General features: G+C 34.5%; 13 protein-coding genes. 7 read left to right on the forward strand and 6 right to left on the reverse strand.

Translation table 11 applies throughout. The features are described 5' to 3' along the window. Nucleotides 1-24: 24 nt before the first annotated feature. Nucleotides 25-1,809 carry a tetratricopeptide repeat-containing sensor histidine kinase gene (locus IC610_RS00950; protein ID WP_191734806.1) on the reverse strand — a complete coding sequence of 595 codons (1,785 nt, stop codon included), beginning with the start codon at nucleotides 1,807-1,809 and terminating at the stop codon, nucleotides 25-27. Between the two features lie 350 nt (nucleotides 1,810-2,159). Between IC610_RS00950 and IC610_RS00955 the strand changes: the two genes are divergently transcribed. Further along, the gene (locus tag IC610_RS00955; protein ID WP_191734807.1) at nucleotides 2,160-3,107 is read left to right on the forward strand and encodes an SIMPL domain-containing protein; all 948 of its coding nucleotides are present in this window, start codon (nucleotides 2,160-2,162) and stop codon (nucleotides 3,105-3,107) included. A gap of 36 nt (nucleotides 3,108-3,143) precedes the next feature. On the opposite strand, the gene IC610_RS00960 is transcribed toward IC610_RS00955, so the two are convergent. Beyond that, nucleotides 3,144-3,440, reverse strand: a complete 297-nt coding sequence (locus tag IC610_RS00960) for a type II toxin-antitoxin system RelE/ParE family toxin (RefSeq protein ID WP_191734808.1) — start codon at nucleotides 3,438-3,440, stop codon at nucleotides 3,144-3,146. Beyond that, nucleotides 3,430-3,648 carry a hypothetical protein gene (locus IC610_RS00965; RefSeq protein ID WP_191734809.1) on the reverse strand — a complete coding sequence of 73 codons (219 nt, stop codon included), beginning with the start codon at nucleotides 3,646-3,648 and terminating at the stop codon, nucleotides 3,430-3,432. The genes IC610_RS00960 and IC610_RS00965 overlap by 11 nt, the downstream gene beginning before the upstream one ends. Before the next feature lie 180 nt (nucleotides 3,649-3,828). Between IC610_RS00965 and IC610_RS00970 the strand changes: the two genes are divergently transcribed. The 3 genes from IC610_RS00970 (at nucleotide 3,829) to IC610_RS00980 (ending at nucleotide 7,602) form a co-directional block, all read left to right on the forward strand. Continuing rightward, nucleotides 3,829-4,503, forward strand: a complete 675-nt coding sequence (locus IC610_RS00970; protein WP_191734810.1) for an SIMPL domain-containing protein — start codon at nucleotides 3,829-3,831, stop codon at nucleotides 4,501-4,503. A 142-nt stretch (nucleotides 4,504-4,645) separates the two neighbouring features. Beyond that, on the forward strand, nucleotides 4,646-6,241 hold the full coding sequence (locus IC610_RS00975; RefSeq protein ID WP_191734811.1) for a DUF4139 domain-containing protein: 1,596 nt from the start codon (nucleotides 4,646-4,648) through the stop codon (nucleotides 6,239-6,241). 167 nt (nucleotides 6,242-6,408) lie between these two features. After that, nucleotides 6,409-7,602: a vWA domain-containing protein gene (locus tag IC610_RS00980; protein WP_191734812.1), complete on the forward strand. Its 1,194-nt coding sequence runs from the start codon at nucleotides 6,409-6,411 to the stop codon at nucleotides 7,600-7,602. A 253-nt stretch (nucleotides 7,603-7,855) separates the two neighbouring features. Here the strand turns inward: IC610_RS00980 and IC610_RS00985 are convergent, their stop codons facing one another. Then, nucleotides 7,856-8,398: a lipocalin family protein gene (locus IC610_RS00985; RefSeq protein ID WP_191734813.1), complete on the reverse strand. Its 543-nt coding sequence runs from the start codon at nucleotides 8,396-8,398 to the stop codon at nucleotides 7,856-7,858. A 122-nt stretch (nucleotides 8,399-8,520) separates the two neighbouring features. Between IC610_RS00985 and IC610_RS00990 the strand changes: the two genes are divergently transcribed. Beyond that, complete coding sequence (locus IC610_RS00990; RefSeq protein ID WP_191734814.1) at nucleotides 8,521-8,697, forward strand: hypothetical protein; 177 nt, start codon at nucleotides 8,521-8,523, stop codon at nucleotides 8,695-8,697. A gap of 5 nt (nucleotides 8,698-8,702) precedes the next feature. Next, nucleotides 8,703-8,885 (forward strand): hypothetical protein, encoded by a 183-nt coding sequence (locus IC610_RS00995; protein WP_191734815.1) that lies wholly within the window; start codon nucleotides 8,703-8,705, stop codon nucleotides 8,883-8,885. A 45-nt stretch (nucleotides 8,886-8,930) separates the two neighbouring features. Here IC610_RS00995 and IC610_RS01000 read toward each other — a convergent pair whose 3' ends face one another. Together IC610_RS01000 and IC610_RS01005 are read right to left on the reverse strand one after the other, a co-directional pair. After that, the gene (locus IC610_RS01000) at nucleotides 8,931-10,040 is read right to left on the reverse strand and encodes a 5-(carboxyamino)imidazole ribonucleotide synthase (RefSeq protein WP_191734816.1); all 1,110 of its coding nucleotides are present in this window, start codon (nucleotides 10,038-10,040) and stop codon (nucleotides 8,931-8,933) included. Between the two features lie 103 nt (nucleotides 10,041-10,143). After that, a complete protein-coding gene (locus IC610_RS01005) occupies nucleotides 10,144-10,692 on the reverse strand; it encodes a DUF1543 domain-containing protein (protein WP_191734817.1) in 549 nt (182 codons plus the stop codon). Between the two features lie 300 nt (nucleotides 10,693-10,992). Here IC610_RS01005 and IC610_RS01010 point away from each other — a divergent pair, with 300 nt between their 5' ends. Continuing rightward, nucleotides 10,993-11,730 carry a hypothetical protein gene (locus tag IC610_RS01010; protein ID WP_191734818.1) on the forward strand — a complete coding sequence of 246 codons (738 nt, stop codon included), beginning with the start codon at nucleotides 10,993-10,995 and terminating at the stop codon, nucleotides 11,728-11,730. The last annotated feature ends 98 nt before the right edge of the window (nucleotides 11,731-11,828 follow it).

The following is an 11,828-nucleotide window of genomic DNA, read 5'->3' on the forward strand; positions in this document are numbered from 1 at the left end:
AAGATTCAATATTTAAAATTAAAATCAGTTGGACAGTTTAAAAGAAATTTCTACAAAAACTCCCTGAGAATCACTTTTATCAGTGATTTTACATTCAATATTTTGTTTGTACAAATCATTCAGCAAAGCTATTCTTTCCAAAGTATTTTTCATGCCGCGGCCTTTTCGGGTTTTCTGATGTTCGGTTTTTTGCTTTTTACTTTCTTCGATCCCGATGCCGTTGTCTTCGATGGTAATTTTCAGATTTTCGGATGATTTTTCAAATTTTAATTTCAAAAATCCTTTTGTAGTGCGATAACGTAAACCATGCCACACGGCATTTTCAAGAAATGGCTGCACCAACATTCCGGGAACTTTTAAACTTTGCGTATTCAAAGTATCATCCACTTCAATTTCATAATCAAACTTATCTGCGAATCGGGTTTTTTCTAAAGCTAAATAGTTTTGGAGCAAATCTAATTCCTGCTGAAACGGAATAAAATCATCTGTAGAATTTTCCATTACGCCCCGCATCAGCTTTGAGAATTTGGTTAAATATTGGTTGGCTTCGAGTTCGTTATTTGTCGCAATAAAATGATTTACAGAGTTTAAGCTGTTGAAAATAAAATGCGGATTCATCTCACGACGCAACGACTGCAAAGCGATTTTTTTGTTTTTAATCTGAACTTTTTTCAAGGTTCTGAAAATAAAAATTATTAAACCTATTAAAATTACCAATGCAGCAATGAGGCTGTAGTTGAAAAGGTTTTTCTTCCTGATGAGTTCATCTTTCAGTTTCTTTTCCTGTTCGAGCTGTGAAATTCTCTGTTCGGTATCCTCAAGAATTTTATTGTCGACCAAACTTCGGTCTTTTGAAACCAAATCTGGTAATTTCCCTAGAAAATCTCTGTACAGTTGTACGGAAGCATCTGTATTTTCAGAGATAGCATATAAACTGTCGAGTCTTTTCACACTTTTCTGTGCTTCTAAAGTATGACCTTTATTTAGAGCAATATCGTACGCATTTTTAAGTAAAAAAATTGCTTCCTCCGGATCATTTTTCCTGATGTAAATATCTGCAAGTTCCTGAATCTGTTCAACTTTTTTCTGAGAATTTTCGTTAACGAAATCTTCCTTCAGAACCTTCTTTTTAACTTCAATCGCCTTGTCAAAATCTTTATTAACAATATATAGATCGGTCAGTTTTTGGTTGATCGCCAAAGCCTGCTGGGGAGATTCGTCTTTTGAAATTTTGTATGCCGTGGTGAGGTTTTCTTCTGCTTTGGGGATATTTTTGACCTCAAGATTAGCCTCAGCCATTTGAGAATATCCGGCCGCAAGATCTTCCTTATTATTTTCCTTCTCGCTGTTTTGGATGTTGTTTTGAATCGCTTCCATCCTTACAACCGGTGAGTTGGAATTCAGCCTGGAAGCATCATTGGAATTCTGTATTTTTTTCGCCCTAGAATAACCGACTTTTGAAGCGACCTCATAATTTCTTGCCGCCGCTGTCAGTTTATTCTGACTTTCCTGAGATTGTGCCAGTTTTCTGGTGACCTTTTCGAGATTCTGTTTGTCATTCAGCTTTTCGTAAATGTTTTTAGATTTTAAAAAGTATTCTTCACTTTTAGAAAAATTGGAAGCATTAAAATAAGATTCACCGATTTTAAAATAGGATTCAGCTTCTGCAGATTCATCTTTTTTGTCGACGGCTTTTCGTAAAATTTTACTTTCGCTGGTGACTTCTTCAACTACTTTATTGCTTTGAGAATACATTTTATTCCCAAGAAAAGTGAAGGCCAGTGCGAAAAAGAAATAATAGAATTTCATAAAACAAAGATATACATATATTTAGTTCGCCAAAAACGATTCACCAAGCGAAAACCTGTTTTTACCAAGTTGAAAATTTTATGAGCAACAACTTTTAATTAAAAAACAGAATTGTGAATGGTGATTTTGATTGTAGTTTTCGCAAAGATTTTAAAGATCGAGCAGATTAAATATTCCAAAATTCAGCATTAAGTAAAATGTTTCTGACAATTAATTTTATTTAAACTGAAAATTCTTCTGAGTTGTCTCTTTTTTAATTCTACCAAGCGAAAACCTCAATTGACCAAGTTGGCTTTAAATTGTTTTTGTGGGGCGATTAAGTTTGCATTATAATTTTAAACTTAATCATTATGAAAAACATTTTATGCCTTGCTTCGGCTGTATTTTTTCAATTCAGTTTTGCACAGGTTTCAGGAAATATTAATTATCAAAATCAGGTACATTATCAGGAAAACAACATGAGCGTCAATGTTCCTTCAGAGAATAATATAGTTATAAGTATCAAGGGAATGGCAAATGTAAAAGCGGATAAGTATGTTGCAATTTTTAGCCTGACACAGGTAGCAGAAACATCGGATGAAGTGAATTCGCTGATGGATAAACGCCTAAAGAACGCATTAGATCTGATCAGTAATAATAAAGGAATTGAAACTTTTGTTGATATGGTTTCTTTTGTTCCTGTTTATCAGTATGCGGTTGAGAAAAAGATTTTCAGCAGAAAAACGTACAATGAAGTTCCTACAGGTTTTGAACTTAAAAAAAATCTGCACATTAAATTCTCAAATCCTTCTCAGCTGAACGAACTCATTACAGTTCTATCAAAAAATGAAATTTATGATCTTGTAAGAGTAGATTATTTTGCAAACAGCCTCGAAACCATTAAAAAAGAATTGATGATTAAAGCAAAAATTGCACTTCAGGAAAAAGTAAAAAACTATGAAACTTTACTTGGAGAAACTTTTGCCAACAGTAGAAAATCGATTAATGATGGCTTTCAAACCAAACTACCGACAGAAATGTATAAATCCTATGAGGCTTACAACAGTTCTTCCTTAGCCTTGACAAAGCTGGCAAATGTAAATCAGACCAATAAATCAACAACCCTGTATTATCAACCGGTTTTAGACAAAGAATTTGATTTTGTTATTAATCCTACAATTATGGAACCCGTTATTCAGGTAATGTACGAAGTAAAATTAGCAATTACTAAAGAGGAAAAGATTGAAAACAAGAACAGCAAATCTTTTATTCTGATCACGCCAAATGGAGAGATGAGAGATTTGAATGTTGGAAAGTAAGTACGTCTAAAATAAATCACCAGCTTCAAAGATATTTTATACAGGTCGTTTATATGTGTTTTGCCTTCCATGGAAAACACCTTTCACATAAATAAGTTTTTGCTCTTCATCAATCTGATAGAAAATTACATATGGATATTTTTTGAATGGCAACCCTCTAAAGTCTTTATAATAAATTTTAAAAAATGGACTGCGCAGGATGGTTTGCAAAGTTAATTCATAATCTTTAACAAAATTCTGAGCAACTTTTAGTGAAGCAACTTTTTTGTAATAGGCAACAGCTTCTCTCACATTAAATTTTGCAACAGGAGATATTATTGCTTTATAGCCCATATTCCTTTTTTAGTTCATCTAAAAATTCATCACTGTCCTGATATTCAGATATATCTAAATTGGATTGGCTGTCAAGTATTTTTTTTTGTTCGTCTGACAGTTCAAAAGAATCTTCATTCTCCTTTGTGTATTTCGCACCAATAAGTTCTAAAAACTCCAGAAAGAAAGAGTTTTTGTCATCTGGTATAGAAACGTTGTAAGTTGTCATAATGCACAAATTGAATTATTAGAGTTGAATATAAACAAAATTAAGAAATAAAATTTAAAACAATTTGAAAGTAAAAGCAGAAGGCGTCTACCAAGCCAAATCCCCATTTCACCAAGTCTGCAGATTTTCAGTTTTAAATTAGCGTAATTTTACTTTAGAAATTTAAAACAACAGGAACATATGAAACTGAAACACCTTTTATTAGTCGGAATTTTTGCAGCAGGAAGTTTGGTGAATGCGCAGGAAATTAAAAAAAATGCAATCGAGGTAACAGGAGTTGCCGAAATGGAAGTGGAACCGGATGAAATCATCTTCAACATCGGAATCAAAGCTGATAACAAGAATCAACTGGCTGATAACGAAAAACTTTTGTTTGAAATCCTGAAGAACGATGGAGTAAAAAATGAAGACATCAAATTCAAATCGATGTATCAGAATTTATACTCAAAAACCACAAAGTTTACGAAGAGTTTTCAGTTTAAAGTCAATGCGAAAACCAATGTGAGTAAGCTTTTTGAAGATTTGAACCAGAAATGGGTCAGCAATCTGAATATTGCGGAAATTAAAAACACAAAAATTGCCGATTTCAGAAAAACCGTAAAGATCAATGCATTGAAAGCAGCAAAAGAAAAAGCAGACTATCTTTTGGAAAGCATCGGTAAAAAGACCGGAACGCCTTTGGAAATCACTGAAATTGAAGATTACATGAGCGATTCTGTAATGCCCGTTGCTTACCGAAGCAAAATGGCAAACGTACAGCTGGAAGCAGCCGACCAAAGTCTGGATTATTCTTTTGATAACATCGAAAATATCAAACTCAAATTCAGCATCAAAACAAGATACGAAATTCTTTAGTGTGTGAAAAGGACGGTCAGAAATGGCTGTCTTTTTTTTGACGTCAAAACTTTCACCAAGTGAGAATATGGTTTCACCAAGTCTGCTGAAAGTCAGTTTAAATTCAGGGTAATTTTACTGTAGAACTTTAAAATAATAAACAATGCGACACTCCATCTTCTTAGTAATGCTCACGTTTTCTTTATTTAAATCTCAGGAAATTAAAAAAGAAATTGAAGTGAAACAGGCAACGGTATTTCTGCAGGGTGCCAAAGTTTTTGGAAGCACTAATGTCAGTCTTCAAAAAGGAAGAAACGTAGTAAAGATCATCAATCTTCCAAACGATCTGGATGAAAATACCTACAAAATCAATCTTGAAAAAAACACAACACTTTTATCCATCACTCCACAAAGTAATTATCTGAAAAATGATGAGATGTCTGAAGGCGAAAAAAAACTGGATGATGAAAAGAAAAAATTTCAGAGAGAGGTTAACTTACTGAATATTAAAATTAAAAATCTGACGGGCGAACAGAATATCATCAATGACAATCTTAAAGTATCTACCAACGATAAATCGACTCCGCAGGAACAGCTGATCAAACTGACGGAATTTTACAGAAAAAGAATGCTGGAAATCGACAATCAGGTTTTTCTTTTGAATGAACAGAAATCTGTTTTGGATGAAAGTATTGCCAAAATCAATAAGCAGTTTTCTGAGGAGCAGACACACAAAAATCAGAATAAAAAAGAACTGTTGCTTGAAATTCTCGCTGAAAATGAGATGAATCTGAATTTAGGCGTGAGCTACATTGTTTCCAATGCTGGATGGGTTCCTTCTTATGATTTGCGGGCATTGTCAACCAAGAAACCGCTGGAAATTGTTTACAAAGGAAAAATTTATCAGAAAACCGGACAGGACTGGAATAATGTGAAACTTTTTGTTTCGACTTACAGGCCTTCTTACAATCAGAACCGACCGATTTTATCGCCACTTTATGTTGCAGAATATACTGCTCACAATTATGATGATGCTAAAATGGGGTACATGAAAAAAGCTGAAATGTCAGCTGTTAATTCTTACCAGATGCGTGAGGAAGTTGCGGCTCCAAGCCAGATTCCTGTGGCAACGGTTTCAGACAGCCAGATGAATGTTTTGTATGAACTGAAATTTAACCAAACCATTGTCAGTCAGGAGAAAGAGCAGTATGTGATTCTGGATAAAAAAGATGTGGATGCAACCTATAAATATCACACGGTTCCGAAGCTGAACAATCAGGTTTTCCTGATGGCTTTCGTGAAAGACTGGCAGAATTTAAATCTGATTTCAGGCGAAGGAAACATTTATTTTGAAGATAATTATATCGGAAAAACCAATATCACAAGCAATTATGTGAAAGAAGAATTCCCAATTTCTTTAGGTGTTGATGAAAGAATTGTAGTAAAACGCATCAAACTTGAAGATAAGACATCACAGAAAACGCTTAACTCAAATAAATGGGAAACTGAATCTTATCAAATAACGGTGAGAAACAACACCAAAGAAAATATCGAGCTGGAAATTCTGGACCAGCTTCCTTTAAGTGAGAATTCAAAAATTACGGTCAAATCTTTAGAAATAGGAAACGGAATTCTGGATGACAAAACCGGCAGTATTCTTTGGAACAGAAACATTTCGAGCGGAGCTTCAGATAAAATCAACTTCTCTTACGAAGTAAAATATCCAAAAGAAATGCAGATTCAGTATTACAGTCGATAATTTAAGATTCAAAATTTAAGGTTCGAGATGCGGGATTCGGGGTGCGGGATTTGGAGATATTTTTACTAAAATCTTTTCAACAAACACCACTTTATAATTCGCATCCGGCAACGTAACCCGAATCCCGTAACCCATAATCCGTAACAAAATCATTAAAAACATACGATATGAACACTTTAAAATTTTTAGCATTAACAACCGGTGCAGTTGCTTTTTTAAGCGCAGGAAAATTATCAGACATCCGTTGCAGCAGCAAAGCCAACGATAGAGAAGTGGTGGAAAGTCATATTTCTCCAGAACCGCAGATTACCGTTTCAAAAGACAATAAAATTCAGGTTGCACTGCTTTTGGACACGTCAAACAGTATGGATGGACTTATTGATCAGGCAAAATCCAGACTTTGGAATATTGTGAATACGCTGACCACTTTGAAGTACAACGGAAAGGCGCCGCAAGTAGAAATTGCCCTTTATGAATACGGAAATGACGGTTTGCAGGATGAAAATTATATAAGACAGGTTACACCGCTCACTCAGGATCTGGATTTGGTTTCAGAAAAACTGTTTGCTTTGAGAACCAACGGTGGAAATGAATATTGTGGTGCAGTCATTCGTGATGCCGCAAGCAATCTGAGTTGGGACGGAAATGAGAAAAGTATGAAGCTGATTTATATTGCCGGAAACGAACCTTTTGATCAGGGAAAAATTAATTATAAAGAAACCATTTCAGGCGCAAAGAAAAAAAATATTTATACGAACACCATTTTCTGCGGAAGCCGTGATGAGGGAATTCAGACATTCTGGCAAAACGGAGCGAGTCTTGGCGACGGAAAGTTTTTTAACATCGACAGCGACCAAAAAGTGATTTACATTGAAACTCCTTACGATGTGAAAATTGCTCAGTACAATTCGCAGTTAAATGACACCTACATTTCTTACGGGCGGAGAGGGAGTGAGATGAAAATGAAACAGTCCACTCAGGATTCCAACGCAGAAATGCAGTCGGCATCAAATGCTGTTGAACGGGCCGTAAGTAAGTCGAAGAAAAATGCCTACAAAAATGATCACTGGGATCTGGTGGATAAAGTTGAAAAAGACAAAAGCTACATCTCATCCATCAGAGAAGAAGAATTACCTTCTGAACTGAAAGGAAAAAGCAAAGCGGAAATCAATAAAATTGTTGCTCAGAAATCTGCAGACCGTGATAAAATTCAGAAAGAAATTGAAGTTTTAGCCAAGCAAAGACAAAGCTTTATCGATTCTGAAATGAAAAAACGCGGAAATGCTGAAGGCGATGATTTGGGAAAGGCGATTGAAAAATCGATAGTTGAATTGGCGAAGAAAAATGGGTATAGTTTTTAATTTGAAATTTGAAGTTTGAGTTTTGAAAATAAGAACTTCATAAATTGAATTGTAATTGTTGCAGAGCTAGTCTCAAAACAGGTTCGCAAATGATTGGAAGATATTAAAATAGACAGGTGAGTGTTAGTATTGTTTATTGAGTTTGGGGCTGCAAATCGATGCCGCCCCAAACGTTTTGTATACCAATGAATTTTTAATAGATTTTCAAGTAAAAATTATAAAATCTTCCCAATCAGCAAAATCTGCATGAGATTTACTGATTATGCTTTACCCAAATCAGATCATCCGTATTATATCCCAGTTTCTGAGCTTTTTCGAGGAAACGGAGTTTTATGCTTTCAGGAATTTCGGTTGTTCTGGAAAGAATCCAGATGTATTTTAAATTGTGACCGACAACCAAGGCATATTGGTAATTTTCATCAATATCAATAACATTATAACCTGCCCAGATCGGCTTGAAAAAAGAAACTTTCAGTCGGGCTTCGTTCGGTGAGTTGACAAATCTTGCTTCACCTACAGACTCTTTCCATTCTTTTTTCACGTAATTGTAACCACGGTTCTGAACTTTGATATTTCCATTTTCATTTAAAGAATAAGTCGCTGTTACATTGTCCATATCCTTCTCAAATTTGTAATCGAATCTTGCAATTTCATACCATTTTCCGAGATATTTGTCGGCATTAAAATTCTGCACGGCTACTGCATTTTCAGGAATTCCCACAGAGCATGAGTTTAAAATTAAAAGTCCCAAAACTCCGGCTGCCACGGGCAATAATATTTTTTGATAGGTTTTCATAAAGAATATTTTGTGAGTTGATTTTATTTAAATTCAAAAATAATGCCTTGGAAATTTTAAAAGACTTTCCCCGTGTTCTCAAATAATTTTTATATTTTTAAAATCATCAAACATTAAAAACCATGAAACGGATTGTTGCGTTGACGTTCATTCTGATGTCATCATTCTTCACAGCTCAGGAAGTTACGTTTACAGAATCTCAAATAAGTCAGAAACTTGATTCAATCACGGCAGAAGGTAATTTGCTGTTTTCACTCGAGAAAAAATGGACGATTGATTTTCCTCAAATTAATGATTAAGAGAAATGAGTAAAGTAAAAGGATTTAGTATATCAATTGTTAGTTTTATCTTAGGATTTATTTTAAATGGTCTGGCCTGGACAATTTTACCAGGGCCAAATTTGAATACATTAGCATTAATAGTTGGCTTACTTCTTGTGCTGATTGGTGGATGTTTTTTTGTAGCAAGTTTTTTCTTTGAAAACTAAAAAAGACTGCTTTCCGGCAGTCTTTCTTAATATATTTTAAAGATCTTAAGCGATCACTCTCACCATGGCTTTTACTTCCACCAACTTCTCCATCAGTTCCTCGCGTGAATCTGCCAAAACATTGATGTGTCCCATCTTTCTGCCGGGTTTGGTTTCTGTTTTTCCGTAAAGATGAACGTAGGTTTCAGGAAGTTTTAAAACTTCTTCCATCCCTTCATAAATTACTTTTCCCGAAAATCCTTCAGCACCGACCAAATTCAGCATGCCGCTGTAAATAATGGCGTCGGTGTCGGCTAACGGTAAATTTTTCACCACACGGTACATCTGCTCAAACTGCGAATTGGCATTTCCCTCCTGACTTTGATGTCCGGAATTGTGCAGTCTCGGAGCAGTTTCGTTCACCCAAACTTTTCCCTCTTTGTCTAAAAACAATTCGATTGCAAACAATCCCGGTGAATTTACAGCATTCAAAAATTTCTCTGTAATAGAATCTATTTGACTTTCAATTTCTTCACTTAAGAAAACCGGACAGATATTAAAATCAAGCAAATTTAATTTCGGGTCGGCAACCATTTCTGTTACTGGGAAAGTCTGTGTTTCTCCGTTTTCGTTTCTGGCTACAATGACAGAAAGTTCCTTATCAATATCAACCAGTTTTTCCAATACAGAATCCTGAGTCCAGAGATTTTTCATGTCTTCTTTGGTGCGGATGACCTGTACACCTTTTCCGTCGTAACCGCCTGTATTCAGTTTTTGTACGAAAGGCAGTGCGATTTTAATTTCATCTTCCGTTCCATCCATAATTTCAAATTCAGGACTTGGAATATTGTGTTCTTCATAGAATTTCTTCTGAAGAATTTTCTGTTGAATTGTTTTAATAATAGCAGAATTCGGAACTACCTTCACCCCTTGATTTTCAAGTTCAGCCAAAGCGTCTGCGTTCACATGTTCGATTTCAATCGTCACCACATCTTTATCTCGTCCAAAATCCAGAACGGTTTCGTAATCATTGAAACTTCCCTGAGTAAAATATGAAATATTGTGACAAGGCGCATCAGCAGCCGGATCTAAAGTGTAAAACTCATCATCATATTTCAACGCTTCCTGAATGAGCATTCTTCCGAGCTGTCCGCCACCTAAAATTCCTATTTTCATTAGTTTACTTTTTTTATTTTTATTTAAATTTAATTTGAGATTTGATGTTTGAAATTTGAGATTCGTTGGAGGAGGCATTTAGCAACATCCCGCATCATCATCCCTACAGCTTATCAATCTTGAAATATCCCAATCCCATTACATTTTCCTGATTTTCCTCCTCAGATTTAACCAAAACAATCGAATATTTTTCTTTCATTTTGTCCGGAAGAATATCATTAACATTAAAAATATCATCGATATCAACCCCGTGTTTATCATCGATATGACTCACTGCACCTTCAAAACCCATTGTTTTATAAAACTTCGTTTGCCTGGCTTTTTTCACAATCTCAGCCATTGAAATTCCCACCATTAGATGTTGCTCGTGAAATTCTTCAAAATATCCTTTTTTGTATCCACCTAAATTAATAAAATACAGCTGGTTTTCTGAAATTTCGGATCCTTTTTCAACGATTTTCACTTCAAAACCATCAGCAAATTTCACTTCCTGATAGGCATCAATGTGAATTTTTCCTTTTGCTTCGGGCCAGAAATCTTTCATAGCAGGAACCAGATCTTTCAGAGTTTCCGCAATTCCGAAAAACACATCATGCTGTTCGATATTCCGGCCTTTAGGTGTGGCGCCTAAAATGATATAGAATAATTTCATTTGTAGATATTTTATTTTTCAAAGTTCTCCCGAATGATTTGGGCAGGTTACGCAAACGCCTGACTTGACAGGTTTCTATCTGAAAAATCCTTTAAAATATTTTCGGATTGTTTTGCATGAGTACAAAAATACGTCAAATTTATCTTTTATTAAATGTTTGAAAAGTGACACCCGAATTGTTTTGGGAATTTTAAGTTTTAAAACTAAATAAAGCTATTACAGAAAGACTAGGATTTAAATAAAATAATTTTCAAATTTAAACAGAACTTTTACGTTAGATGAAAAACTTTTATCAAAACCATGAGATTATCTTTTAAAATTGCTGCTGCAGCGCTGTTTTTCTTTTCCATTAAATGTTTTTCTCAGTCTGACTATTCTTTGGGAATTACTGCAGGAACAGGGATGAATTTTTACAGAAATAATTTATCCGCAGACAAAAATCACTTCAGTGCAAATAAGCCAATATCATTTTATTTTGGAGGCAAACTGCTGAAAAATCTGGATGAAGAAAACAAACTTTTTGCTGATTTTATTATCTCCAGAAAAAAGATAGAGTACGAATACAATCTTAATGAAACCGAAATTCCATTTACGAATAAAGAGATTTTCGGACAGAAATATGACTGTATTTCAATTTTTGTGGGATACAGAAGATTATTTCCGGTGAAAGAAAAGTATATCTACATCGAGGGAAGTGTGGGTGCTGATTACAACAATAATGTGATGATTTACAACGAGGGAAATGGTCAGTCGAACGAAAACCTGTTTGAAACCGTTTATTATGAAAGTTTTTACAACACACATATAGGCGAAAAAAGCTATACTATCAGTTCAAATATCGGTTTTGGGTTAAATTTTGGGTTCAGAAATCAATATGATTTGGGAATATCGCTGAATATACCAATACAGAAAATTCAGACAAAAGAATCCGAATATCAGTCTTCATGGAATTATAAAAATAAAACCTACATACATCAGTTAAAATACATCGGAAATATATATTATCCAGCCTTAAGGTTCACTTATTATTTTTTTTAGGAACTTTTCTGAATTTGATTATTGCCTTAAATCAATTAAATTAATCAACAAAATTTAAATTTTTAAGTGAACAAAAAATCTTTCTAACCTTATGAAAT

Source organism: Chryseobacterium caseinilyticum, assembly GCF_014837145.1.
GTDB lineage: Bacteria > Bacteroidota > Bacteroidia > Flavobacteriales > Weeksellaceae > Chryseobacterium > Chryseobacterium caseinilyticum.

Bases quoted from the DNA above. Each gene is read 5' to 3' on its own strand.
- IC610_RS01005 (WP_191734817.1), bottom strand. From the start codon at position 10,692: ATGAAATTATTCTATATCATTTTAGGCGCCACACCTAAAGGCCGGAAT.
- IC610_RS00990 (WP_191734814.1), top strand. From the start codon at position 8,521: ATGAAACGGATTGTTGCGTTGACGTTCATTCTGATGTCATCATTCTTC.
- IC610_RS01000 (WP_191734816.1), bottom strand. From the start codon at position 10,040: ATGAAAATAGGAATTTTAGGTGGCGGACAGCTCGGAAGAATGCTCATT.
- IC610_RS00965 (WP_191734809.1), bottom strand. From the start codon at position 3,648: ATGACAACTTACAACGTTTCTATACCAGATGACAAAAACTCTTTCTTT.
- IC610_RS00970 (WP_191734810.1), top strand. From the start codon at position 3,829: ATGAAACTGAAACACCTTTTATTAGTCGGAATTTTTGCAGCAGGAAGT.
- IC610_RS00985 (WP_191734813.1), bottom strand. From the start codon at position 8,398: ATGAAAACCTATCAAAAAATATTATTGCCCGTGGCAGCCGGAGTTTTG.
- IC610_RS00950 (WP_191734806.1), bottom strand. From the start codon at position 1,809: ATGAAATTCTATTATTTCTTTTTCGCACTGGCCTTCACTTTTCTTGGG.
- IC610_RS01010 (WP_191734818.1), top strand. From the start codon at position 10,993: ATGAGATTATCTTTTAAAATTGCTGCTGCAGCGCTGTTTTTCTTTTCC.
- IC610_RS00995 (WP_191734815.1), top strand. From the start codon at position 8,703: ATGAGTAAAGTAAAAGGATTTAGTATATCAATTGTTAGTTTTATCTTA.
- IC610_RS00975 (WP_191734811.1), top strand. From the start codon at position 4,646: ATGCGACACTCCATCTTCTTAGTAATGCTCACGTTTTCTTTATTTAAA.
- IC610_RS00955 (WP_191734807.1), top strand. From the start codon at position 2,160: ATGAAAAACATTTTATGCCTTGCTTCGGCTGTATTTTTTCAATTCAGT.
- IC610_RS00980 (WP_191734812.1), top strand. From the start codon at position 6,409: ATGAACACTTTAAAATTTTTAGCATTAACAACCGGTGCAGTTGCTTTT.
- IC610_RS00960 (WP_191734808.1), bottom strand. From the start codon at position 3,440: ATGGGCTATAAAGCAATAATATCTCCTGTTGCAAAATTTAATGTGAGA.